This window comes from Lysobacter antibioticus HS124 (assembly GCF_000336385.2).
GTDB classification, from domain to species: domain Bacteria; phylum Pseudomonadota; class Gammaproteobacteria; order Xanthomonadales; family Xanthomonadaceae; genus Lysobacter; species Lysobacter firmicutimachus.
Genome location: NZ_HG424543.1, coordinates 1 through 24,209 on the forward strand (window position 1 = coordinate 1; position 24,209 = coordinate 24,209).

22 protein-coding genes, 1 other RNA gene and 1 pseudogene are annotated in these 24,209 nt (G+C 69.7%); 12 read left to right on the forward strand and 12 right to left on the reverse strand.

Translation table 11 applies throughout. The features are described 5' to 3' along the window. Positions 1–250: 250 nt before the first annotated feature. The gene (gene recN / locus TX83_RS17315) at positions 251–1,933 is read left to right on the forward strand and encodes a DNA repair protein RecN (protein WP_064749230.1); all 1,683 of its coding nucleotides are present in this window, start codon (positions 251–253) and stop codon (positions 1,931–1,933) included. 226 nt (positions 1,934–2,159) lie between these two features. Here the strand turns inward: recN and fur are convergent, their stop codons facing one another. Further along, entirely contained in the window at positions 2,160–2,561 is a 402-nt protein-coding gene (gene fur, locus TX83_RS17320) for a ferric iron uptake transcriptional regulator (protein WP_064749231.1), read from the reverse strand. Between the two features lie 220 nt (positions 2,562–2,781). Between fur and TX83_RS17325 the strand changes: the two genes are divergently transcribed. Next, positions 2,782–3,183, forward strand: coding sequence for an outer membrane protein assembly factor BamE (locus TX83_RS17325; RefSeq protein WP_064749232.1), 402 nt, complete (start codon positions 2,782–2,784; stop codon positions 3,181–3,183). A gap of 279 nt (positions 3,184–3,462) precedes the next feature. On the opposite strand, the gene TX83_RS17330 is transcribed toward TX83_RS17325, so the two are convergent. After that, entirely contained in the window at positions 3,463–3,741 is a 279-nt protein-coding gene (locus TX83_RS17330) for an RnfH family protein (RefSeq protein ID WP_064749233.1), read from the reverse strand. Beyond that, the gene (locus TX83_RS17335; RefSeq protein WP_064749234.1) at positions 3,738–4,202 is read right to left on the reverse strand and encodes a type II toxin-antitoxin system RatA family toxin; all 465 of its coding nucleotides are present in this window, start codon (positions 4,200–4,202) and stop codon (positions 3,738–3,740) included. The genes TX83_RS17330 and TX83_RS17335 overlap by 4 nt, the downstream gene beginning before the upstream one ends. Before the next feature lie 160 nt (positions 4,203–4,362). On the opposite strand from TX83_RS17335, the gene smpB reads away from it, so the two are divergent. Continuing rightward, positions 4,363–4,875, forward strand: a complete 513-nt coding sequence (gene smpB / locus TX83_RS17340; RefSeq protein ID WP_064749235.1) for an SsrA-binding protein SmpB — start codon at positions 4,363–4,365, stop codon at positions 4,873–4,875. 165 nt (positions 4,876–5,040) lie between these two features. Here smpB and TX83_RS17345 read toward each other — a convergent pair whose 3' ends face one another. The 3 genes from TX83_RS17345 to TX83_RS22905 are packed head-to-tail and all read right to left on the reverse strand — an operon-like array spanning position 5,041 to position 8,054. After that, on the reverse strand, positions 5,041–7,254 hold the full coding sequence (locus TX83_RS17345; protein ID WP_064749236.1) for a CHASE domain-containing protein: 2,214 nt from the start codon (positions 7,252–7,254) through the stop codon (positions 5,041–5,043). Between the two features lie 57 nt (positions 7,255–7,311). Then, the gene (locus TX83_RS17350; protein ID WP_141233551.1) at positions 7,312–7,641 is read right to left on the reverse strand and encodes a hypothetical protein; all 330 of its coding nucleotides are present in this window, start codon (positions 7,639–7,641) and stop codon (positions 7,312–7,314) included. Further along, a complete protein-coding gene (locus TX83_RS22905; RefSeq protein WP_141233552.1) occupies positions 7,638–8,054 on the reverse strand; it encodes a hypothetical protein in 417 nt (138 codons plus the stop codon). The genes TX83_RS17350 and TX83_RS22905 overlap by 4 nt, the downstream gene beginning before the upstream one ends. Positions 8,055–8,138: 84 nt before the next feature. Between TX83_RS22905 and TX83_RS17360 the strand changes: the two genes are divergently transcribed. The 3 genes from TX83_RS17360 (at position 8,139) to TX83_RS17375 (ending at position 11,193) form a co-directional block, all read left to right on the forward strand. After that, positions 8,139–8,510, forward strand: coding sequence for a helix-turn-helix domain-containing protein (locus tag TX83_RS17360; RefSeq protein WP_031373591.1), 372 nt, complete (start codon positions 8,139–8,141; stop codon positions 8,508–8,510). Between the two features lie 103 nt (positions 8,511–8,613). Then, positions 8,614–8,967: a transfer-messenger RNA gene (gene ssrA, locus TX83_RS17365) on the forward strand. A gap of 1,371 nt (positions 8,968–10,338) precedes the next feature. Continuing rightward, positions 10,339–11,193 carry a hypothetical protein gene (locus tag TX83_RS17375; protein WP_064749239.1) on the forward strand — a complete coding sequence of 285 codons (855 nt, stop codon included), beginning with the start codon at positions 10,339–10,341 and terminating at the stop codon, positions 11,191–11,193. Between the two features lie 95 nt (positions 11,194–11,288). Here the strand turns inward: TX83_RS17375 and TX83_RS17380 are convergent, their stop codons facing one another. Beyond that, positions 11,289–11,759 (reverse strand): hypothetical protein, encoded by a 471-nt coding sequence (locus TX83_RS17380; RefSeq protein WP_064749240.1) that lies wholly within the window; start codon positions 11,757–11,759, stop codon positions 11,289–11,291. 275 nt (positions 11,760–12,034) lie between these two features. Continuing rightward, the gene (locus TX83_RS17385; RefSeq protein WP_064749241.1) at positions 12,035–12,475 is read right to left on the reverse strand and encodes a GNAT family N-acetyltransferase; all 441 of its coding nucleotides are present in this window, start codon (positions 12,473–12,475) and stop codon (positions 12,035–12,037) included. 502 nt (positions 12,476–12,977) lie between these two features. On the opposite strand from TX83_RS17385, the gene TX83_RS17395 reads away from it, so the two are divergent. Both TX83_RS17395 and TX83_RS17400 read left to right on the forward strand, forming a co-directional pair. Then, entirely contained in the window at positions 12,978–13,586 is a 609-nt protein-coding gene (locus TX83_RS17395) for an antitoxin Xre/MbcA/ParS toxin-binding domain-containing protein (RefSeq protein WP_064749243.1), read from the forward strand. A gap of 34 nt (positions 13,587–13,620) precedes the next feature. Then, positions 13,621–14,097 carry an RES family NAD+ phosphorylase gene (locus TX83_RS17400; protein WP_064749244.1) on the forward strand — a complete coding sequence of 159 codons (477 nt, stop codon included), beginning with the start codon at positions 13,621–13,623 and terminating at the stop codon, positions 14,095–14,097. 336 nt (positions 14,098–14,433) lie between these two features. Here TX83_RS17400 and TX83_RS17405 read toward each other — a convergent pair whose 3' ends face one another. The 4 genes from TX83_RS17405 to TX83_RS17420 are packed head-to-tail and all read right to left on the reverse strand — an operon-like array spanning position 14,434 to position 17,837. Beyond that, complete coding sequence (locus tag TX83_RS17405; RefSeq protein ID WP_064749245.1) at positions 14,434–15,159, reverse strand: DUF4166 domain-containing protein; 726 nt, start codon at positions 15,157–15,159, stop codon at positions 14,434–14,436. Next, positions 15,113–16,645: a TIGR01777 family oxidoreductase gene (locus tag TX83_RS17410; protein ID WP_064749246.1), complete on the reverse strand. Its 1,533-nt coding sequence runs from the start codon at positions 16,643–16,645 to the stop codon at positions 15,113–15,115. Before TX83_RS17410 ends, TX83_RS17405 begins: the two co-directional genes overlap by 47 nt. A gap of 10 nt (positions 16,646–16,655) precedes the next feature. Then, positions 16,656–17,117 (reverse strand): thiol-disulfide oxidoreductase DCC family protein, encoded by a 462-nt coding sequence (locus tag TX83_RS17415; protein WP_064749247.1) that lies wholly within the window; start codon positions 17,115–17,117, stop codon positions 16,656–16,658. Between the two features lie 60 nt (positions 17,118–17,177). Beyond that, positions 17,178–17,837, reverse strand: a complete 660-nt coding sequence (locus tag TX83_RS17420) for a GbsR/MarR family transcriptional regulator (RefSeq protein ID WP_075575226.1) — start codon at positions 17,835–17,837, stop codon at positions 17,178–17,180. A 342-nt stretch (positions 17,838–18,179) separates the two neighbouring features. On the opposite strand from TX83_RS17420, the gene lexA reads away from it, so the two are divergent. From lexA to TX83_RS17440, 4 genes and pseudogenes are all read left to right on the forward strand, one after another. After that, a complete protein-coding gene (gene lexA / locus TX83_RS17425) occupies positions 18,180–18,842 on the forward strand; it encodes a transcriptional repressor LexA (protein WP_064749248.1) in 663 nt (220 codons plus the stop codon). Between the two features lie 5 nt (positions 18,843–18,847). Continuing rightward, a pseudogene (gene imuA, locus TX83_RS17430) lies at positions 18,848–19,459 on the forward strand (translesion DNA synthesis-associated protein ImuA); the annotation flags it as partial. 154 nt (positions 19,460–19,613) lie between these two features. Next, positions 19,614–21,059, forward strand: a complete 1,446-nt coding sequence (locus TX83_RS17435) for a Y-family DNA polymerase (protein ID WP_064749249.1) — start codon at positions 19,614–19,616, stop codon at positions 21,057–21,059. Continuing rightward, positions 21,056–24,202, forward strand: coding sequence for an error-prone DNA polymerase (locus TX83_RS17440; RefSeq protein ID WP_064749250.1), 3,147 nt, complete (start codon positions 21,056–21,058; stop codon positions 24,200–24,202). Before TX83_RS17435 ends, TX83_RS17440 begins: the two co-directional genes overlap by 4 nt. Positions 24,203–24,209: the final 7 nt, after the last annotated feature.

Consider the following 24,209-nt stretch of genomic DNA (forward strand, 5'->3'; position numbering starts at 1 on the left):
ATTCGGGATTGGGGATTCGGGATTGGGGATTCGGGATTGGGGATTCGGGATTGGCAAAAGCGGTCTCGCCGCGACGGCTGTTGTTCCAGGGAGGGAAGCCGGGATCTCTACAACAGCCTTCGCTTTTGCCAATCCCGAATCCCCAATCCCCAATCCCAATCTCACCCAGTGAGCCCCCCTTCCCCTACCCTGCGCCGCTGACCGTCTCCCATTCCCAGGCCGCCGGCCGTCAGGGCACAATCGCCGCCGCATGCTCGCCCATCTCTCGCTCAAGCAATTCGCCGTCGTCAGCGCCGCCGAACTCAGCTTCGGTCCGGGGCTCACCGTCATTTCCGGCGAGACCGGCGCCGGCAAGTCGCTGCTGGTCGACGCGCTCGGCCTGCTGTCGGGGCTGCGCGCCGACAGCGGCGTGGTCCGCCACGGCGCCGACCGCGCCGAACTGGTCGCCGACTTCACCCTCGACGACGCGCCGCAAGCCGCGCAGTGGCTGCGCGACAACGAACTCGACGAAACCGGCGACGGCGACGTCGCGGTGTGCCAGATCCGCCGGGTGATCCGCGCCGACGGCGGCTCGCGGGCCTGGATCAACGGCCGCCCGGTCACCCTGGGCCAGCTCGGCGAGCTCGCCGCGCACCTGGTGGAGATCCACGGCCAGCACGAGCATCAGGCGCTGATGTCCAAGGCCAGCCAGCTCGGCCTGCTCGACGCCTACGGCCGCTGCGAAGCCCAGCGCGAACCGGTCGAGCGCGCCGCGCGCGCCTGGAGCGCGCTGCTGCGCGAGCGCGAGACCCTGCTGGCCCAGGGCGACGTCAGCGACCGCATCGGCTGGCTCGAGCACCAGTACGCCGAACTCGAGCGCGAGGCGCTGGAACCCGACGCGCTGGCCAAGCTGCTCGCCGATCACCGCCGCCACGCCCACGCCGCCGGCCTGATCGCCGCCTGCGAAAGCGCCTTCGCCCGCCTCGGCGGCGAGGAAGGCCCGTCGCTGACCCGCACCCTGCAGCAGGTGCGCGGCGAACTGCAGCGCATGAGCGAGCACGAACCGCGCCTGGGCGAGGTCGAGACCATGCTCGACCAGGCCGCGATCCAGATCGACGAAGCGGTGTCCCTGCTCGACCGGGTCCGCGACGACCTCGACCTGGACCCGTCGGAGTTCGAACAGATCGAACACAAGATGGGCCGGCTGCACGAGCTGGCGCGCAAGCACCGGGTCGCGCCGGAGCGGCTGGCCGCGACCCGCGACGGCCTCGCCGCCGAACTGGAACAACTGCGCGGCGCCGGCGAACGCCTGGACCGCCTCGACGGCGAAATCGACGCCGCCCGCGCCGGCTGGCGCCGCGCCGCCGACGCGCTCGGCCAGGCCCGGCGCGAGGCCGCCCGCTCGCTAGGCGCGCGCACCACCGAGCTGATCGGCGAGCTCGGCATGGGCGGCGGCCGCTTCGACGTCGCGGTCGAACCGCTGGACGAAGACCGCCCCGACCCGCAGGGCGGCGAACGGGTCGAATTCATGGTCGCAGCCAACCCCGGCCAACCGGCCCGGCCGCTGCGCAAGGTCGCCTCCGGCGGCGAACTCTCGCGCATCTCGCTGGCGATCGAAGTCGCCGCGTTCGGCCTGGACGCGGTGCCGACCATGGTCTTCGACGAAGTCGACTCCGGCATCGGCGGCGCCGTGGCCGAGATCGTCGGCCAGAAACTGCGCACCCTCGGCGCCGGCCGCCAGGTCCTGTGCGTCACCCACCTGGCCCAGGTCGCCGCCCAGGGCCACGCCCACTACCGGGTCAGCAAGGCCGCCAGCGAAGGCGTCACCCAAAGCGCCGTGGTCGTCCTCGGCGCCAAGCAGCGAGAAGAAGAACTCGCCCGCATGCTCGGCGGCATCGAACTCAGCAAGGAAGTCCGCGCGGCCGCGCGGCGCTTGCTGGCGGATGTGGGGTGAGGCCGGGATTGGGATTCGGGATTCGGGGTTCGGAATCGGCAAAAGCGGAGTCGCTGGCGTCCGTCGGCACTTCGCCCCACCGTCACCCCAAAATACAAAGGCCCGCATCAAGCGGGCCTTTCGTTTACCGGCTTCTGGAATCGACCGTCACGGCCAAGAACGGGGCGCGATCAAACGGCGCAGAGCCGCTCTAACCAATCCCGAATCCCGAATCCCCAATCCCCAATCACCGCTTCTTGCGCACATACAACACCAAGGAATGCTCCTCGATCTCGTAGCCGTGCTTGGCCGCGATCTTGCGCTGCAGTTCCTCGATCTCGGCGCTTTCGAACTCGATGATCTTGCCGGTGTCGATGTCGACCATGTGGTCGTGGTGGTGGCCGCGGTCCAGTTCGTAGACCGACTGGCCGGCCTCGAAATTGTGCTTCAGCACCAGGCCGGCGGATTCGAACTGGGTCAGCACGCGGTAGACCGTGGCCAGGCCGATGTCCTCGCCCTTCTCCAGCAGCATCCGATAGATGTCTTCGGCGGTCATGTGGCGCGGCTTGGACTGCTCCAGCAGCTCCAGGATCCGCATCCGCGGGTGAGTGACCTTGAGTCCGGCGTTGCGCAGGTCTTGCGATTCCATGGCGGTGTTCCTTGCGATCGTTGCGGCCCGGCGGCGCGGGCCCGGGTATTGACCGGCGGGCCTGGCCGCAAGCGCCTGCGCGTTGAGCGGACTGGGCTGGCTGGGCCGGAATGGCGGATGAACGCGAGGGGTTGCCGCGCGCCCGTAACCGCCCTTGGTGGGTGCGGGCTTCAGTGTATCATCGGCCCCGTTGCCTTCGACTGCCGCAGACCCCGACCCGATGCGTAAGCTCCTGCTCGTCCTCTCGCTTTCCGTGCTCACCGCCGGCTGCGGCATCATCTACAAGCAGCCGATCTACCAGGGCAACCTGCTGGAGAAGACCGCGGTCGACCAACTCCAGACCGGGATGAGCAAGCAGCAGGTGCAGACCCTGCTCGGCACCCCGTCGATCGAAGACCCGTTCCACCAGAACCGCTGGGACTACACCTCGACCCAGCGCGTCGACCGCCTCGGCCATACCTCGCGCAAGAACCTGACCCTGTGGTTCGAGAACGACGCCCTGACCAAGTGGGAAGGCGACTACTTCCCCGAGCAGGACGAAGAGATCGCCAAGGCCTCGGTCAAGCAGTTCGGCCGCAACCTGGCCAAGGAAAAGGACAAGAAGCGCCGCCGCGGCAGCTGAGAGCGCCGCCGCAGAGGCACGAACGGCCGCCCCGGGGCGGCCGTTTTCGTTTGCGCCGTCCGGCCTGCGCCGGTGCGCACAGCCCGTTCCGCCCTCGCCCGCACGCCCGTTCGCACACTGATCGAAGAACCGCCGCGAACGCTGGCGCCGGCAGCAGGCGCGTCGGCGGCCCCGGCTTTCCAGGCCCCGCCCTTCGCGGGCCTGCTCTTGGACAGCCGCCCTCTTCGACAGGCGCGCTTTAGACCGCCCCCCCTTTTTCGACAGGCGCCTGCTCCGCCGCTACTGCTTCGGCGGCGGCTTCAGCGGCCGGTCGGCGGCGCGCCGCCGGCGCGCCTCCTTGGGGTCGAGCTGCAAGGGCCGCAGCAACTCGACCCGGTCGCCGTCGCGCAGCGCGGTGTCGGCTGTGGCCCGCACCCCGAACACGGCATAGGCGACCGTTTCGGGATCGTCCTGCCAGCCGGCCGCCGCCAACGCCGCGGCCACGGTCGCGCCTTCGGCCAGCTCCAGCGCCACCGCCTCGTGGCGGCGCGGCCAGGCGCGGACCAGCTCGACCTTCATGTCGTCGCGACTCCGGTCACCGGCGTGCCGGGCTCGGCGCCGCGGTCGGCGACCCGCACGAAATCGTCGACCATGCGGTCGGCCAGGCTCTGGAAGCCCAGCGCCAAGGCCGGGCCGAGCAGCTTGACCGCCGGCTCGAACTCCAGGGTCAGGGTGACCTTGCAGGCCGACTCGTCCAGGGCATGGAACTCCCAGCGCCCGCCGAGCTTGCGGAACGGCCCGTCGACCAACTGCAACTCGATGTGGTGCGGCGGCGACAAGACATTGCGGGTGGTGAACCAGGTCCGCAGCGCGCCCAGGCCCAGGTCCAGCCGCGCGACCATGTGCTGCTCGGAGGCCTCCAGGACCTGCGCCTGCTCGCACCAGTCGAAACGGCGCGGGTAGGCGGCCACGTCGTTGACCAGCGCGAACATGCGCGCGGCGGAGTGTTCGACCAAGGCGGAGCGGCGGATGGTAGGCATTCGTGTTTCGCTAATTGGGATCGCAGCGCTGGTTTCAACCCGGCGAAAGCGGGCCGCCCGTTGCCGCAAGCATCGCCGGCCGAGCGGCCGCAGGGCTCCGGAGGCCCTCGCCGCCCCGCCCGGCTACTCAAACCGCCTCCGGATCGGAGACAATCGCCGGATGGCTAAAAACACCAACAACAAGGCCGGCAAGGATAAAGGAAAGGGCGCCGCCGGCGGCACCATCGCGCTGCACAAGCGCGCCCGCCACGAATTCCACCTGGAAGAACGCTTCGAGGCCGGCCTGGCCCTGCAGGGCTGGGAGCTCAAGTCGATCCGCGCCGGACGCGCGAACATCACCGAAAGCTATGCCGTGATCCTGCACGGCGAGATCTACCTGATCGGCTCGCAGATCACCCCGCTGATCTCGGCCTCGACCCACGTCGTCGCCGAGGAGCGCCGCACCCGCAAGCTGCTGCTGCACCGGCGCGAAATCGACAACCTGATCGGCCGGGTCCAGCGCGACGGCTACACCGTGGTGCCGACCGCGCTGTACTGGAAGGGCAACAAGGTCAAGATCGAAGTCGCCCTGGCCAAGGGCAAGCAGACCCACGACAAGCGCGAAGCCAGCAAGGAACGCGACTGGGCGCGCGAGAAGCAGCGGGTCATGCGCCGCCACAACCGCGACGCCTGAACCCGCTTCCCACCTGCAGGGGCGGCGTAAGCCGCGACCAGGGGCGCGCGGAAACCCCATATCGATGCCCGAGCCGGCCCCTGCTTGTAGGGGCGGCTCGTCGAGTGCGCATCCAAGCGCGGCCCATCGCCGTCCGGCGCGACGCCCGCCACGCCCGACCGCCCCTCACTCCCCGCGCGGCGCCTCCAGCGGCAAGGTGAAGAAGAACGTCGCGCCCTCGCCTTCGCGCCCCTCGGCGCGGATCGACCCGCCGTGGCGCTCGACGATGCGCTTGACCGAGGCCAGGCCGATGCCGTGGCCGGCGAAATCCTCGACGTTGTGCAGGCGCTGGAACGGCCGGAACAACTTGTCGACATAGGCCTGCGGGAAGCCGGTGCCGTTGTCGCTGAGGTAGAACTCGCGCCCGCCGCCGGGCAACTCGCGCAGGCCGAACTCGATCCGCGCCGGATCGCGGTCGCGGCTGAACTTCCAGGCATTGCCGAGCAGATTGCCGAGCAGGTTGCGCAACAACGAAGCGTCGCCGGTGACCCGCATGCCCGGGTCGATCCTCACCTCGACCGCGCGCTGCGGCTCGCCCACGCGCAGCTCGTCGATCACCTCCGCCGCCACCCGGCTCAGGTCGACGCTCTCGTGCTTGAGCTCGCCGCGCGACAAGCGCGACATCTTCAACAAGGCGTCGATCAGATCGCCCATGCGCGCGGCCGCCTTGCGCACCCGGCCCAGGTAGTCGCGGCCGGGCGCGTCGAGCCGGTCGGCGTACTTCTCGCCGAGGATGCGGCTGAAGCCGTCGATCGCCCGCAGCGGCGCGCGCAAGTCGTGCGAGACGCTGTACGCGAACGCTTCCAGCTCCTGGTTGGCCTGGCTCAGCTCGCGCGTGCGCAGGGCCACGCGCGCCTCCAGGGTGCGGTTGAGCGCGTGCACGCGCGCCTCGGCGCGCAGGCGCTCGGTCACGTCCTCGACCTGGACCAGGCCGGCGATGTCCTGGCCGACGTTGCCCGGCACCGGCGAATAGGTCAGCTGCACCTGGCGCGCGACGCCGTGCTCGCGGTGCAGGCGCCGGGTCGCGCGGTGCACGCCGTCCTCGTCGGTGCGGCCGTCGCCCTCGTCGCCGTCGTCATGCTCCAGCAGTTCCTCGAAACGCCGCCCGCGCAGCTGCCCGATGCCGGTGCCGACGATGCCCGCCAGCGACGGGTTGGCGTCGACGATCCGGCCCTCGCTGTCGAGCAAGGCCTTGCCGATCGCCGAATACTGCATGGCGCTGCGGAAGCGCGCCTCGCTGCGGCGGAAATCCTCGGTCATGCGCACGGCGATGTTGCGCGCGCGCGACTCGGTGCGCGCCAGCATCAAGGCGATGCCGTACAGCAGCAGCGAAGAGAACAGCCCCAGCGCGAACATGTTGCGCAACCCGGCCAGGCGCGGCACCGCCTGCTCCACCGGCGCCGACTGGTAGTCGATCCGCCAGCTGCGGCCGTAGATGTCGAAGCTGACCCGGTGCACGAACGCCGCGGCCTGCCCCTTCATGCCCGGCGCCTCGTACAACAGCGTGTCGCGCCCGCCGCTGCGGTCGTAGATCCGGAACAACATGTCGTCGTGGCTGCCGCCCAGCGTGGTCTGGACGAAACGCTCCATCCGGAACGGCACGTACACCCAGCCCTGCATCTCGGCCCGGCGCAGCGATTCGCTTTGCGGCCGGCCGCCGCCCAGATAGACCGGCAGCGTCAGCAACAAGCCGGTCGACAGCGGCTGAGGGCCGTCCTGGATCAGGTGGATCTTGCCCGACAGCCGCGCCTGGCCGCTGTCCATCGCCGCGATCATCGCCTCGCGCCGGACCGCTTCGGAGTGGATGTCGTAGCCGATCGCCGCGACGTTGGCCGGGGTCTTGGGCTCCAGGAACAGCACCGGCGCATAGACCTCGCGCACGCCCTGCGGACGCACCGTCAGCAGGCCGTAGCCGGCGTCGCGCCACTCGTTCTGCAACTGCACCAGCAGGCGTTGCGGCACGTAGCCGGCGAACCCCAGCCCCAGCGTCGCCGGGAACCGGCGCTGCATGTTCATGCCGTCGACGTAGGCGCGCCATTGCTCCGCGGTCGGCCGCTGCACCGAGGCGAACAGCGACACGCCGCCGCGCGCGACCAGTTCGTAATTGACCAGCCGCTGCTGGATCAGCTCGGTCACCTGCACCGTGCGCCCGACGAACTCGGCCTGAGCCGAGCGCAGCTCGCGGTCGCGGGCGATGCGCCAGGCGGTGAACACCAGGATCAACGAACCGATCAGCACGCCCAGCGCCAGCAGGTAGCCGCGCCGCGGCATCAACCCTGCCAGCTCGGCATCGTCGTCGGACGCGGAAGGGGCGTGCTCGGCCGGATCGCTCGTCGTCATCCGATCAAGCATACCCGCCCGCTCGTGTGCACCGCACTCACGCCGGCCGCGGCGCGTTCAATCCTTGCCCGGCGCCGCGTTTTCGTCGTCCCAGACGCCCGCCAGCATCAGCCGGTTGATGCACTCCAGGTGATCGGCAGCGACCTGCCGGCATACCCGCGGCCAGTGCCGTTGCAAGGCCACCGGCCGCCCGTCCAACTGTTGGCAGGCCAGAAAACGGTCGATCTCGTCGGCCAGGTCCAACAACGCCTGGCCGTTGCGATCGGCGCGCCGGGCCAGGCCGATCCGCCCCGCCGGCGCCCCGGCCGGCCGGCGCCCCGCCCGCAACCGCCAAGCCTCGCGCGCGACCCGCACCCACGCCCGCCGCCACCACCGGGGCCCCATCACGGCACCTGCGCCGGCAAGGCCAACAGTTCGGCCGCGGCGATGCGGAAGTCGCAGGCCTGCGCCATCAGCAGCGCGCGCGCCCGGGTCGAAACGAAGCCGCGCCCGCGCATGCGCCGCAGCATCGCGGTCGACACGCCGGCCGCCTCCGCCGCCGCGCGCGCGGTGACGAAGCAGGCGATGTAACGTTCGATGGGATTGGGTTCGCGCGCCGCCGAACGCGGCAACGCCGGCGCATCCGCAGCGCGAGCGGCTCGCCGCCTTGCCTGCCCGGAACCGCCGCGCGACGCGATCTTGCCTTTCGAGTCCATGTCCTGATCTCCGGCCTTGCATCCATGCCAGGCCAACTTACCACCACAAATTGCTCTTTTCAACGACCGCAAAGAGTGATGTTTTGGCGAAGGGGTACGCAACAATGAGTTGCGCTATCCTCCCTGGGCCGGCGGCCCGGGACGGCCGGCGCCCACGTTTAGCCCTGCAGGATGCTCCGGCGAGACCTCATGACCAACGCGCCCCACCAAGAATTCGCCAACCGGCTGCACCAGGCCCTGGATTTTTCCGGATTCGCCAAGGGCCGGGCCCGCACCGGCGCCCTGTCCGCCTATTACGACGTCAGCCGCGAGACCGCCCGCAAATGGCTGGTCGGCCTGGCCCTGCCCGAGCTCGAACGCATGCTGCAGATCGCCGTGCAGCAGCACGTCAGCTTCGAATGGCTGGCCACCGGCCGCGGCACCATCGAAGGCAAATCGCTGTCGGTGCGCGAGAACGCCGCCAAATACAGCGACCCCGACGAACTGCGCCTGATGGGCCTGATGCGCAAGCTCTCGCGCAAGAAGCGCCGCGCCCTGATCGAGCTGCTGGACGGCAACTGAGCCGGCGCCGCGGCTGAACCCCGGCCGCCGACCGCTAAAGCGGTGCTTGAGAACGCGCCGCCAGGCCCTATACTGAACACGTCAGCGCAGTTTGGCTGTCCCCGGGGGTGCACTGGCTTCGACGGGGGTCGCGAAATCGCTTGGCGCATGCCGAGGGGGTAGCTTTCCTCGTAAATCCAGCTGCAAACTTCTAGTTGCCAACGACGACAACTACGCTCTCGCCGCTTAAGGCGTAAGCCCCGAAACTGCTTGTGTCCGTGCTCGCAGCGTAGGGTCACTATCACGGAATCGCCCGGAGCCGCCGCCTGCCAGCTCCGGGTCAACCTCTAGCAGGCTGGTCCTTGGATGCGCTTTGCGCGCCGTGCTGTCCCGGGACGAGATCCAACGGAGCGCTAAGCATGTAGTGCCGGGGATGGAGTGCCTTCGGACGGCGGTTCGATTCCGCCCACCTCCACCAATACAAACCCCTGATTTATCAGGGGTTTTTCTTTTTGTCGAACCCTGAATTCTTGGGTATACGGATCGCAGTACGGATGAAGCGTTCGAGCCGTCGCGTGGCGGTTTGACGTTTGCTCGATCCCTCTTGACACTTGATGCCAGGTGTCCAGAACGGGGGAATGGATGCAAACCGCACGTTGCGCGATTGACGATCGCGACTACACCGCTACACAGCTCTCACAGTTTTCGGAAGCTGACAGGGCCGTCCTACGAGGACATTTGACCTGCCCCTACTGCGGTGAGCCGGCCTTTTACAGACGGGGCACGCCGCCAGGCGGCGGACGACGTGCTAGGTCCGCTCACTTCGCCAGTCGTCCACATGGCGCGAATTGCGACATCACTCGCGACTATTCGGACCCATGGGAAAGCGAAGACGGCGACAGCACTGTGGCCCATTGGGAGGAGCGCCGGAAAACACTCGTCGTGCACATACGGACGGAACAGACGGAGCCGTCGGAAGCCGAGCCGTCAGCCTCCGAGACTGACGAGGGACAGCGGACCCAAGGAGGTGGATCAAGGACGCGACAATCCCCCAATATTATCCGGGGACCACAAAGACTCTTAGAGCAACTTGTCGGCTGGCCGTCGTTCAAGACGAGCGCACTCCCGATACGTCTTCCCGACCCAAATCAAACCGAGCTTCCGGTTCACACAGCATTCGTACGCTTCGAACAAGCCGACCCAGATCGCCATACGGCCACTTGGCATGGATTCTGGGGCGTTGTTCCTCGATTGACTTACTGGGCGCTCGGAAGCTCCTACTATGCGAATTTTGGCCTAAGTAACAGCGCCTTCCGCATCGCCATTCACGAAAGCCATATCCCCGCGATTCTCGAAAGGTATCGTCTGTCCAGTATTCAAGACATCGTCGGCGGCCACTTGCTGCTGTTCGACATCGCGCGAATATCAAATTCCGGTCGATTCACCGCCGACGTTAACTCCGTCAACCACATAGGGTTCCTGCGCGCTGCTCCGTAGTTGCGCGCCCGCAGACTTTCAGATGTCAAAGTCTGTGGTCAGTGCACCTCTGTCCACTTAGGCCTCCGGCGGGACCCGAATGCAAAACCGACTCCAGACATAAGTCTAAATAAACCGACGTTATCCACGGCTCGAAGTTGCGGATAGTTACCATCGTTCTCAGTCGTCAATTCATTAAATGCATGATGTTGTGCGGCGCCGGCTTGCTCTGCCGAGGTTGCGCCCTCACTTGAGCAGGCCAAGCCACAATCCCGCAAGCTTGCCGCCCGCATGACGCATACGCTGGCAGACCCGGTTTCTCCGTTGTCGTCCAAGGGCTTCCCCCATAGTGTTGGCACACAAGGAGGCAGCCATGATGGGCGTTGATGATCACGAGGAGGCGCCGACAAGCCCTTTCCTAACGAAGGCACGACACGCACTGGACCAGCTATTTGAGGAGGCGCGCCGAAAGGACGAGCTTAACTTTGCCCTTTCACTCTCCCCGGAGTTCAAGGCCTACACTCTGACGTCAGCCATAGATGCCCAACGCGCCTTTAGGGAGTATCTCGGGTTCTTACAAGCGGGGCAGCACAAGGGGCAAGGAATTCACTGTCGTGTCGCATTAGCGCTGTATTGCCACACGGCGGAAGCGGCCGGCCTTTGGGGTGTACCTATGTGCATGTTGCTGGTACGCAGGGGTGAGTACTACAACCTGGAACCGTTTGCCGAACTGGTGAAGCGCCACAGAAAGACGGGACAGACCATTGCGCCGAACGCCAACAAGGTCATGGGTTTTTTGGCCGAGGAGGCATACGATCAAGGATTGCCCGAACTGGCCGAGGTGTTCCGCGACGCCTTCGACGCGGATGTTCGGAACGGATTCGCCCATGCCGACTATGCACTGAGCCCAGAGGGAATCCATGTGCGGCGCCGGCACGACTGCGAACGCATCGTTAGCTGGCCTGAGTTCGAGGCACTGATGCAAGACGGTGTTGGATTCTTTCACTTGCTCGGCGAAGTCATCGGTGAGTACGAACGCGCCTACCAAACGCCCAAGGTGGTGGTAGGTACGACGGCCCCCGACATGCCACATGGGCCTTGGCTCATCTATATGGACCCGAACAGTCGAACCCTGACCGTGATGGGTGGGCCGGGTTGCACTGAGGAAATCTTGTGGAACGATTTCCACAGACGGTGGCCGAACACCAACGGGGCCGAGGCACAGTGACGGGTAAGCCCGAACGGCTCACGAGTTGCCAACGCTGCGCCGGCGGCCGCAGCCGATGTGGGCCGATGCAAGCCCGGCCGCGCGCGATCATTGTCTCAGCGCACCAGCCGACCGCGGAACGTCGGCACCAGCGCGCCCTCGGCCTCCTTGCCGCTGGGCTTCCAGACCACGGTTTCCTTGGGGAAGGAGTTGTCGCGGGCGTAGGCGCCGGCCTTGGTCGCGAGCAGCTTGACCGCGCCGCGGGCTTGCGGGTTCCAGGCGAACACGCCCTGGCGGCCGTACCAGACCACCGGGGTCTGGGTGTCCAGGCGCAGGTCGGGGCAAAGCACGAAATCGCGTTGTTCGATCATACGCAGGGCGCTGGCGGGGATCGAGCGCACGCCGGCGCCGGTGCGCTCGGCGCTGTGGTCGGGGCAGACGCGCGAGGCGCGCTCGATCGCCGCGTCGTAGACCGCGCGGTCGGCATTGGCTTTGCCGCCGCCGCGCTGGCGCTGGGCCTGGGCCGGCAGCGCAGCGATCAAGGCCAGGCCGAGACCGGCGATCAGGATGCGTGAGCGGCAATTCATGACGACTCCTTACCTACTGCATTGAAGACGACGGCGCCCCCTCGGGCCGACGACCGGCGCGAAGCATAGCAACCGCAAATGGCGAGTTCAGCACGAAGGGGATGTCGGCGGCGTGGAGACGGCCGCCGCGCGGCGGCGGCGGCGATCGGACCGCATCGGCTTTGCCGGCCGTGGCCGGTGCGGCCCCGAATACGCCGGGCCGCGGCGCGGCGCTCGAGCCCCCTGTCGGCTCGCGGCCAGTGTAGTGCGGCGACGTCTCAGGGGCTGCGTTCGGCTCAACCGGCACGGTAGATATCCGGCGCGTACCGTTCCATCAATGTGTGCGGATAGCGCGGAGCGGCGAAGCCGAACCGGGCGTACAGGCCGTGCGCATCGGCCGTGGCCAGGGTGAAGCGGCGCAGGCCCTGCAACTGCGGATGCGCCAGCACCGCCTGCATCAGCGCCTTGCCGTAGCCGCAAGCGCGGTACTGCGGCAGCACAAATACGTCGACCAGGTTGGCGAAGGTGGCGTAGTCGGAAATCACCCGTGCGAACGCGACTTGTTCGGCGCCGATCCGGCCGGCGAAGCACAGCGAATGGGCGATCGACCGCTCCACGGTGTCGCGCGGTATGCCCTGCGCCCAGCCGCTACGGGTGGACAGGAATTCGTGGACGAAACCGACGTCGATGTCGGCCGGATCGGTGCTGATGCGCAGGCGTTCGGGAACGGCGGTCATGGCGGTGCGCGGCGTCGAGGCGTGGGCGCCGGCGGCTCGCCGGCCGAGACCGCCCGTTTCGTGGGAGCGGCCGACGCAGTCTGCCGGGGGTGCCGGCAGGGGGCATCGGCCACAGGTCCTATTGACCGCGGCGGCGCGGTTCAGCGCGGGACGCGGGGTTTGCCGCCGCAGGCTTCGGCGTACACGCGGCTGAGTTCGCGCTTGAGCGCGGCCTGCTCGGCGGCCAGGCGCTGATACTCGCCGGCGGACATCGGCGCGCCCGGCGGCGGTACGAGCGGCGTGCCGGCGGCGGGGGCGCGAGGGGCGGGGCGCGGCTTCGCTGGACCCATCGGTTCGACTTCCGGATTCGGGATTCGGGATTCGGGATCGGAGAGCGAACTTAGCACCGGCCGCGGCAAGACCGTGTCGCCGCGACGGCCGTCGGACGCACCCGGCCAAACTGGGCAATACGTCTAATTTTGTGCTAACGTCTGTCCAAATCCAGACGAAATACTCCTACCCCATGACCAAAGCCGCCAAGAAGCCCTCGCCGGCCAAGCCGCCGCTCAAGTCCCTGGAACGGGGCAAGGCCACGCTACGCGAAAGCCCGCTCAATCTGCGCGACGCGCCCTACCCGGCACGCAAGCGCACGCCGTCGCTGAAGGACCCCACGCCCGAGATCGGGCCGGCGACGCTCAAGGGCTATGTCAGCTACCTGCGCACCGCCACGCCTTTGCAGCGCGTCGCGGTCGAGCGCGAAGGCGTGCCGGCGCAGGTCATCAAGGACCTGGCCGCGAGCATGGAGTTGCCGGCGGTGCGCATGTTCAACATTCTCGGCATCGCCAAGGCCACCGCGGAAAGCAAGGCCGCGCAGCAGGCGCGCATCGCCGGCGCCGGCGGCCAGGCCGCGCTGGGCCTGTTGCGGCTGATGGTGATCGCGCAGTCGATCGTCGACGCCAGCGTGTCGGCCCAGGCCGGCGAATTCGATCTGGCGCGCTGGCTGGGGCGTTGGATCGAGCAGCCGCAGCCGGCCCTGGGCGGCCGCCGTCCGGCCGACCTGCTGGACACGCCCAGCGGTTTCGACGTGGTCGCGCGCCTGCTCGGCTCGCTCGAAAGCGGGGCCTACCAGTGACGCGCCGCGCCGCCGCAAGGACGGGGCACGGCCGATGAAACTCTGGCGCATCGCCACCGAAACCCGCGCTTACCGCGCCGACGACATGAGCGGCGCGGGCGCGGCCAAGTACCCGGGGCGCTGGAACGACGACGGCCAGCGCGTGCTCTACACCGCGACCTCGCTGGCGCTGGCCGCGCTGGAAACCGCCGCCTATGTCGACGCTCATGGTCTGCCGTTGAACCGGCATGTGGTCTGGATCGACGTGCCGGCCGCGGTGTGGAAGGCGCGCGTGCAGTTGACGCCGCAAGACCTTCCCGGCGGCTGGGACGCGGTACCGGCCGGCCAGGCCAGCGTGCGCGTCGGCGCGCAGTGGCTGAGCAGCCAGGCCTCGGCGATCCTGCTGGTGCCGTCGGTGATCGTGCCGGAGGAATACAACGCGCTGATCAATCCCGAGCATCGCGACGCGAAGAAGCTGCGCGCGACGGCGGGGCGGCGGTTTCATTACAACGTGCTGTTTCGCGCACCGTAGACGCCTGCATCGCACAACGATTCCCGCGGCGGCCCTGCCACGCGACGACGGGCATCGCGAGGCTCGCCATCGTGCCTGGAGGCTTCGCAGCGCGGCCTGGATGAAACCCTGCCCCCGCCCACGCGGGGATGAGACCAGGCGGATTTCGCGGAGGACAGAAACAGGCGGGTTTCGCCGCATCCGTCGCCGCCGTCGCACCCGCGCGGCCGGCCTCCCGAAAATCCGGAGCGCTGCCCCGCCTCGTTGGCGCTTTCGCCTCGGCCGTCCCTGGCCCTGCCTCACGTTCCCTGTCGCCGCTTCCCTGCCCCCCTGTCCGGCGGATTCCCTGCCGCCGTTTCAGCCCCGCACGCTCTCCGTGCGCTCGAACGTTCCGTCCTGGTGGAACAAGGGCCCGAACCACGGATGCGCCACGTCGATGCTGACTTCGAAGCGGGTCGCATCCAGATCCCTATGCACGAGAACGAAGCGGCCCGGCCAAAGCGGACGCGGCAGCGGCAGGCGGTAGCCGCGCCAATGCAGGAAATAGCCGTCGTCGACGAACACCAGCCGGTTGGGCAGCACTTCCAGCCGCACCCGCATGCCCAGGCCGCCGCCGAACCGCTCCAGCAGCACCCCGTCGCGGCCCAGGCTCATGCGCGAGCGGAAGCTGAACACCTCGTCGGCGAAGTGGTAGGTGCGGGTCTTCAGCCAGCCCAGGCCCTCGCGCAAGGGCTGCACGTCGAAGCGGAACGGCACCCGTTCGGCGTTGTGGTGCGGCAGCACCCGCGCGTAGCGGATCAGGCGCGCGAACAAGCCGCCCAGCCAAGTGCAGCGCACCTGGTGCATGGTGCCGAAGTACTCGGCCTGGCTCTCGTCCGGCGCCAGGGCGAACCGCGCGCGGATATGCGGATGCAGCAGCGCCCAGCGCGGACCCAACGCGGCGCGCAGCAGCGCGGCCAGATCGTGCGCGGCAGCCGGCAGGCGCGGCGCCGCGGCGGTGGCGGCGCTTTCGCCGCCGAGCCCGGCCAACGCCGGTTCAACGCAAGCGGCCGGCGCCGGCCGGGCCGTGTTCGACCGTTCCATGGAACTCCCCCGGGTGTTCGCCACCCTCACTAGAAAAACGCGGTGCGCGTGCGTGGACGGCGAGCGCGCTGTCCAGGCCGGCATGTACGAAACGATGACGCTGATCGAGCAGGCGCTGCGGTTCGACCTGCGGGCCGTCGAGCAGCATGGTCGCCATCTCGCCGAGCGCGGCGCGCAGCGGCCAAGCCGGCATGCGCAGCCACGCCGGCCGGCGATGCGCGCGCGCCAAAGCGCGGGTGAATTCGGCCTGGGTGCAGCCGTTCGGCGCGACCAGGTTGTAGGCGCCGCGCACGCCGGGATGGCGCACCGCGTCTTCGACGAAGGCCAGCACGTCGTCGAGATGGATCCAGGCGAACCACTGCCGGCCATGGCCGAGCGTGGCCGCGCAGCCCAGCGCCGCGCTCAGCGACAGCATCGGCAGCATGCCGCCGCTGCGGCCCAGCACCAGCCCCAGGCGCAGGGTCGCCATGCGCATGCCCTGCTCGGCGATCGGCGCGGCGGCACGCTCCCAGGCCACGCACAGTTCGCTGGCGAAATCGCCGGCCACCGCTTCGGGCGCGCGCCGTTCCGGGCCGCTGCGCGCCTGCGCGCCGTACACGCCGATCGCGCTGGCCTGCAGCCACAACGCCGGTCGGCGCTGCGCGCGTTCGCACCAGGCGCGCAACGCGCGCGTCGTGCCGACCCGGCTGGCGAGCAAGGCGCGCTTGCGCGCAGCGCTCCAGCGCGGGCCGACCACCGGCGCGCCGGCCAGGTTCACGACCACGTCGACGGCCTCGTCGTCGCGCAGTTCGGCGGTGTCGGCGATGCAGCGCGCGCGGCCGCCGAAACGCAAGGCGGCGCGGCGCGGGTCGCGGCTGAGCACGGTGATGCGATGACCGCCGGCGAGCAGGCCTTCGACCAACGCGGTGCCGATGAAGCCGGTGCCGCCGCTGATCAGGAAATGCTGCTGCGGATGCTCGGCGAGCAACGGCCGCGGCGGCGGTTCGGCCGCATTCGCGCGCGCGGCCAGGCCGTCGCGCAGCGCGCTCAGGCCGATGCCGAGCGCGGCCGCGCTCAAGGCCCAGGACATCCCGCCGTGCGCGACCGGCGTCAGCGCGCTCGGCAGCGTCCAGTCGCCGCGCGTGGCCAGGGCATAGACCGCGAACATCGCGCCGCCGTTGACCGCCAGCACCGTATGCAGCACGCGTTCGGTGTTGGGCAGCAGCCGGGTCGCGTCTTCGACCACGAAGTCCCACAGGGTGATGCCGACTTCGACCAGCACCAGCGCCCACACCGCCGCCAGCCACAGTCCCTGTGGGCGCAGCCAGGCGAACACCAGGAACAGCAGGCCGTAGACCAGCCCGCGCGCCGCATGCAGTTTCAGTTCCAGCGCGGCGCTGCGCCGGTTGGCGAGTTTTTCCATCAGCTCGTGATGGGCGACGGTGTCCAGCGCGCCCATCGCGATCTGCAGCAGCAACAGACTCAGAAACAGCGTGTGCAGGTCCATGACCGCGTCCTCAGTAATGCACCGGGCAATGGCCGTCGTCGCAGCGCGGCGCCGGTTCGCCGCCGGCCTCGCGATAACCCAGCCAGCGCGAGACGCGATGCCGGTTCGGCGCGATCCAGCGGTAGGCGCGCGCGGCCATGCGGCCGGCGCCGGGCACGCGCAGCGGCCAGGTCAGCCAACCCAGGCCGACCGCGCGGTAGGCCTCGGCGATGCCGGGCACGCCGATCCGCCACTGGCCGTCGGCGCAGCGCACGTGCAGGGCGTTGCGCAGCGCTTCGAGTTCGAAGCCCCAGGCGGCGGGGTCGAAGTCGGCCGCGGCGATGTCGACCAGGCACAGCCGGTCGCGGCGATCGCGCGCCTTGAGCCGATGCATTTCGGTGCGGCACAGCGGGCAGGCACGGTCGTACAAAGCGACGACTTGCCAGGGTTGGGACCGGGGCCGGACCGGACGCGGAACGGAATCCTTGCTCATTGTCTACTCCTACAGTCATTTCGGTAATTACAGAAATTGATGGACAAAAAAGGGGGCGACTCAGGACGGACGCTCGCGCGGCGGCGCGGCGTCGGCCTGCGCCGCCGCGGCCTCGCCTTCGTCGTCGAACAGCACGCCGCCGCCCTGCGCCTGCGGTTCGGGCAGCGGCTTGGCCGCACCGCGCACGAACTGCTGGATGCGCGCGCCCATCTTCAGCAGCTTGATCAGGGTCTTGGGGTCGAGCCGGTTCATCTCGTCGATCCAGCTGGTGCCGGTCTCCATGAACTCCAGCACCTCTCGCATGCGCGCCAGGGTCGCGCGGTCGCGCGGGTCGCTCTGGTCCGGCGGCACCGCGGCGTTGTCGCCGTCGAGCACGGCGCTGCGCAGCATGGTCAGGGTCGGTTCGATCTCGCGCCGGCGCCGCTCCTGCACCACCGCGCGGAAGATGTCCCACACGTCCTTGTAGGTCTCGAAGTGATCGCGGCGGTCGCCGAGCACGTGCACCACCCGCGCCAGGTTCCAGGACTGCAGCTCGCGCAGGCTGGTGCTGACGTTGGAGCGCGCCAGGTTGAGGGTCTCGCAGATCTCGTCGGCGGTGATCGCGCGCTCGGACAGGAACAGCAGGGCGTGGATCTGGGCCACGGTGCGGTTGACCCCCCAGCGGCTGCCCATCTCGCCCCAATGGAGAATGAAGCGTTCTTGCAGGGGGCTGAGGGACATGGCGGCCTTCGCTTATTTCTGTTTAGACAGAAATTAACGAAGCAATGGAAGACCGTCAATGCCCGCTCGTCGGCGCGGAGCCTGCTTTTGCAGGAGCGGCGTCAGCCGCGCCCCCAGGCGCCGGGCCACCTGCCGCCGAAGGCCGGTAGATCAGGGGGATACACGATCTTCGCGATTTCGCGTCGCGGCTGACGCCGCTCCTACAGGGGCCGGCGTCGCAAGCCCCGAGACGGTGGCGGCCCAGGCTGTCCCCTCCACCCCTCCACCCCTCCACCCCTCCGTCCGTCGGCCGCGTCCCGGCCCTGTCTTACCGGCACGCCGACTTATTACTAAAATTAGTACATGAGCCTCACCGACCTTCGCCGCGCCCTGCTCGCCTACCTGCACGAGCGCATCGCCGCCGACGGCCTGCCGCCGTCGCAGCAGGAAATCTGCGCGCGTTTCGGCTTCCGCCAGAACCGCTCCGCCGGCTACCACCTGCAGGCGCTGCAGGCGCAGGGCCTGATCGAACTGCACCCGGGACGCGCCCGCGGCATCCGCCTGCTGCCCGCCGGGCTGGCCGAGGCAGGTCGGATCGGCGCCGACTTCGATCGCCACGATATCCATCTCGCCGAGGCGCCGCCGCGCGACACCCTGCCCCTGCTCGGTCGGGTCGCCGCGGGCGCGCCGATCGGCGCCGATGCCGAGGTCGAGCGTCATGTGCTGGTCGACCGCAGCCTGTTCTCGCCGCGCCCGGACTATTTGCTGCGCGTGCGCGGCGACTCGATGCGCGAGGACGGCATCTTCGACGGCGATCTGGTCGCGGTGCACCGCACCTCCGAGGCGCGTCACGGCCAGGTCGTGGTCGCGCGCATCGGCGAGGAAATCACCATCAAGCGCCTGAGCATCGGCGCCGACGGCATCGCGCTGTTGCCGCGCAATCCCGACTACGCGCCGATCCGGGTCCCGGCCGACGCCGACTTCGCCATCGAAGGCCTGTACTGCGGCCTGGTGCGCGGGGGCTGAGGCCGATGGGCAAGCTGGTCGCCCTCGACGGCTTGATCGACTCGCGCCGCTTGTGGCGCGGTCAGCCGACGCAGCGCGCCGCTTCGGTCCAGCCCACCGGCCTGGCCGAACTCGACGCCGCCCTGCCCAGCGGTGGTTGGCCCGATGCGGCGCTCAGCGAGCTGCTGTTGCCGATGCCCGGGGTCGGCGAGCTGGAGTTGCTGTGGCCGGCCCTGGCGCGCCTGTCCCAGCCCCAGCCGGCGCAGGCCGCGCGCATGATCGTGCTGGTCGATCCGCCGCTGCTGCCGTACGCGCCGGCCTGGCGCGACGCCGGCGTGGTGATGTCGCGCCTGCAATGGGTGCGCGTCGGCGCGCGCGAGGCCTTGTGGGCTGCCGAACAATGCCTGCGTTCGGGCGCCTGCGCGGCGGTGCTGTGCTGGCCGCAACGCGCCGACGACCGCGCCCTGCGCCGGTTGCAGGTCGCCGCCGAAACCGGGCAATGCCTGGGCTTCGCGATGCGCGACGCGGGCGCGGCGCGCAATGCCTCGCCGGCGGCGCTGCGCATCGCCATCGATGCCGCGCCGCGCCAGTTGCGCGTGCTCAAGTGCCGCGGCGGCAACGCACCGACACGGCCGATCGCGTTCCCGCATTCCTCGCACGCGGCCCCCGCGCCGGTGCTGCCGTCCGCTGCGATGCTGCCGCCGACGCTGGCCGCGGCCGAACCGGTCCGCCTCGCCGGCGCCGCAGCCGGCGCCACCGTCGTCGCCCTGCCGCGCCGCTGAGGACGCCGCCGTGCGCTGGGCCTGCCTGCTGCTGCCGCAACTCGCCTTGGACGTGGTCCTGCGCCAGCGCGCGCAGCCGCAGCGCGCGCTGGCCCTGGTCGACGGCCCGCGCGCGCGCCGGCGCCTGTACGCGGTCAACGCCGCCGCGCGCGCGCTCGGGCTCAAGCCCGGCCTGTCGCTGATCGCGGCCCAGGCCATCGCCGACGGCTTCGACACGGTGGACCACGACCCCGACGCCACCGAGCGCGCACGCCAGTTGCTCGCCGCCTGGGCCTACCGCTACAGCTCCCAGGTCAGCACCGAATTCGCCCATGCGGTGGTGCTGGAAGTCGGCCGCAGCCGCGCCCTGTTCGGGCCCTGGCCGCAACTGCGCCAGCGCCTGAGCGCCGAGCTGCACGAACTGGGCTTCCGCCATCGCATCGTCGCCGCGCCGAACCCGCACGCGGCGCGGGTGCTGAGCAATCTGGGCGAACACGATGCCGTCGACGACGCGCAACTGGAGACGGCGCTGGCGCGGCTGCCGATCGAGCGCAGCGGCTTCGACGCCGACACGGTGCAGGCGCTGCAACGTATGGGGCTGCACCGGCTCGGCGCGGTGTTCGCGCTGCCGCGCGCACCGCTGGGGCGGCGTTTCGGCGCCGCGGCATTGACCCATCTGGATGCGCTGCGCGGGGTCGACGCGCCGCCGTTGCGCTACTTCCAACCGGCCGACCGTTTCGAGGCGCGGATCGAGCTCGGCCACGAGGTCGAATCCAGCCAGGCCCTGTTGTTTCCGTTGCGCCGGCTGACCGCCGACCTGGCCGCCTACCTGGCCGGCCGCGACGGCGGCGTGGCGCGTTTCGTGCTGGTGCTGGAACACGAGCCGGGCCTGCACGGCCGCACTCATCGCCAGAGCGAAGTCGTCGTCGGCCTGCTCGCGCCGGAGCGCGACCCGGCGATGCTGTTCGAACTCGCCCGCGGCCGCCTGCAGCAGGCGCAATTGCCGGCGCCGGCGATCGGCCTGCGCCTGCTCGCCGAGGAACTGCCGCCGTTCGTGCCGGCGCGACGCGACCTGTTCGACCCGCGCCCGCAGCAGGCCGTACCCTGGGACCAATTGCGCGAACGCCTGCGCGCCCGGCTCGGCGACGAGGCGGTGGCCGGGCTGGCGGTGCAGGCCGAGCATCGGCCCGAACGCGCCTGGCGCGCGTTGCCGGGCGATGCGCCGGCAACGCGCGCGGACATCGTCGCCGAGCCGATGCCGCCGCGCCCGGGCTGGCTGCTCAGCGAACCCGTGCCGCTGCGCGAAGCGGGCCTGCGCATCCTCGCCGGGCCGGAGCGGATCGAATCGGGCTGGTGGGACGAGGACGACGTGCGCCGCGACTACTACCTGGTCGAAACCGCGCGCGGCCAGCGCGGTTGGGCCTACCGCGACGCCGGCGGCGACGGCGAATTCCTGCTCCACGGTTGGTTCGCATGAGCGCGCTATCCGTCGACCGCACCGACAAGGCACAGGCCCTGCCCGACTACGCCGAACTGCATTGCCTGTCGGCCTTCAGCTTCCAGCGCGGCGCCTCGGTCGCGCGCGAGCTGTTCGAGCGCGCCCGCGACCTGGGCTACCGCGCCCTGGCGATCACCGACGAATGCACCCTGGCCGGGATCGTGCGCGCCTGGCAGGCCGCGCGCGATACCGGCCTGCCCCTGATCGTCGGCAGCGAGATCCGCATCCACGGCGGGCCCAAGCTGGTGCTGCTGGTCGAACGCGACGCCGGCTATGCCTCGCTGTGCGCCTTGATTACTCTCGCCCGGCGCCGCGCCGGCAAGGGCGAGTACCGCAGCCTGGGCGAAGACTTCGACGGCCGCTGCGAAGGCCTGCTGGCGCTGTGGCTGCCCGACGGCGACGAGCGCGACGCGGCCCATGCGGCCTGGCTGCAGGCGCGTTTCGGCGGCCGGCTGTGGGTCGCGGTCGGCCTGCACCGCAGCGCCGACGATGCCGCGCGCCTGGCCGCGCTGCAGGCCCTGGCCGCGCGCCACGGCCTGCCCTGCGTCGCCGCCGGCGACGTGCACATGCACGAACGCGGCCGGCGCGCGCTGCAGGACGTGATGACCGCGATCCGTCACCGCTGCACCGTCGCCGAGGCCGGCCGGCGCCTGTTCCCGAACGGCGAACGCCACCTGCGCATCCGCAAGGCGCTGGCGGCGATCTATCCGCGCGAACTGCTGGACGAGACCCTGCGCATCGCCGAGCGCTGCCGCTTCGACCTGAAAAAAGGCCTGGACTACCGATACCCGCACGAACTGGTGCCGGCGGGCGAAACGCCCAAGACCTGGCTGCCCCAACTGGTCGCGCGCTGCGCGTTGCGGCGCTGGCCCGCAGGCGTCCCGGCCGACTCGCAGCGCCAGATCGAGCACGAGCTGGACATCATCGGCCGGCTGGATTACGAGTCGTATTTCCTCACCGTGTACGACATCGTCGAGTTCGCGCGGCGCCGGGAGATTCTCTGCCAGGGCCGCGGTTCGGCGGCCAATTCCATCGTCTGCTACGCCCTGGGCATCACCGAGATCGACCCGACCCGGATGGGCATGCTGTTCGAACGATTCATGTCGGTCGAGCGCAACGAGCCGCCCGACATCGACGTCGATTTCGAGCACCAGCGCCGCGAAGAAGTGCTGCAGTACGTATTCGAACACTACGGCCGCGAGCGCGCCGCGCTGACCGCGGTGGCGATCAGCTACCGCGGCCGCAGCGCGGTGCGCAACGTCGCCGCCGCCCTGGGCATGCCGCAGGACCAGATCGGCGAGCTGGCGCGCACCCTGGACCGCTGGAGCGAGGACGTGCCGCTGCCGGAGCATCTGCGCGAACGCGGCTTCGACCCGGATTCGCCGCTGTTGCGCAAGGTGGTGGGCCTGAGCGCGCTGCTGGTCAATGGCGGCTTCCCGCGCCACCTGTCGCAGCACCCGGGCGGCTTCGTGATCTCCGAGCGTCCGCTGCACACCCTGGTGCCGGTCGAGAACGCGGCCATGGACGGGCGCACCGTGGTGCAGTGGGACAAGGACGATCTCGACGCGATGGGACTGCTCAAGGTCGATTGCCTGGCCCTGGGCATGCTGACCGCGATCCGCAAGACCTTCGCCATGCTCAAGTCCCAGGGCGTCGGCGAACTGAGCATGAGCGCGATCAATGCCGGCGGCGACGACAAGGCGGTCTACGACATGATCTGCGAGGCCGACACCATCGGCGTGTTCCAGATCGAATCGCGCGCGCAGATGTCGATGCTGCCGCGGCTGCGGCCGCGCAACTTCTACGACCTGGTGATCGAAATCGCGATCGTGCGGCCGGGCCCGATCCAGGGCGACATGGTCAACCCCTACCTGCAGCGGCGCAAGAATCCGCAATGGGTCGAATACCCCTCCGACGCGCTGCGCGAAGTGCTCAAGCGCACCCTCGGCGTGCCGCTGTTCCAGGAGCAGGTGATGCAGATCGCGATCGTCGCCGCCGATTACCAGCCCGGCGAGGCCGACCAGCTGCGCCGCTCGATGGCGGCCTGGAAGCGCCACGGCGGCCTGGAGCCGCACCGGGAAAAACTGCACGCGGGCATGTTGAAAAACGGCTACAGCGCAGACTTCGCCCACCGCATCTTCGAGCAGATCAAGGGTTTCGGCAGCTACGGCTTCCCCGAATCGCACGCCGCCAGCTTCGCCCTGATCGCCTACGTGAGCTGCTGGCTCAAGCACTACCACCCGGCCGCGTTCGCCTGCGGGGTGATCAACTCGGCGCCGATGGGCTTCTACACCCACGGCCAGATCCTGCACGACGCCCGCCGCCACGGCGTCGCCGTGCTGCCGGTGGACGTGCGCTACAGCGACTGGGACTGCACCCTGGAAGCCCTGCCCGGCCGCGGCGGCGGCCGCCACCCGCATGCGATCCGCATGGGTCTGCGTTTGATCGCCGGTTTCGACGAAGCCTCCGCCGACCGGATCAGCGACGCGCGCGCGCAGGCGCCGTGGCGCGACGTCGACGACCTGTGCGCGCGCGCGGCGCTGGACGCGCGGGCGCGCGCCCTGCTCGCCGACGCCGGCGCCTTGCGCGCGCTGGCGGGGCATCGCCATCGCGCGCGCTGGGCGGTGGCCGGGGTCGACACCCAGTTGCCGCTGTTCGCTGGCGTCGCCCGCGACGAAGCGCCGGTGCCGCTGCCGCTGCCCAGCGCCGGCGAGGACGTGCGCGCCGACTACGCCCTGCTCGGCACCACCCTCGGCCGGCATCCGCTGTCGTTGCTGCGCAGCGCCCTGCACGCGCGGCGCTGCCGGCGGTCCTCGCAACTGGCCAAGACCGCCAACGGCAGCCAGGTGCGCTTCGCCGGGCTGGTGACCGTGCGCCAGCATCCCGAGACCTCGGCCGGAGTCACCTTCCTCAGCCTCGAAGACGAGGACGGCACGGTCAATGCGGTCGTCTGGCGCGACCTGGCCCAGCGCCAGCGGCGGGTCCTGGTCGAGGCGCGGCTGATGGCGATCGACGGCCGCCTGGAACGCGTCGACGGCGTCCAGCACCTGATCGTCTCGCGCATGGAAGACCTGACCGCCCTGCTCGGCAACCTCAGCACCCATTCGCGCGACTTCCACTGACGCCGCG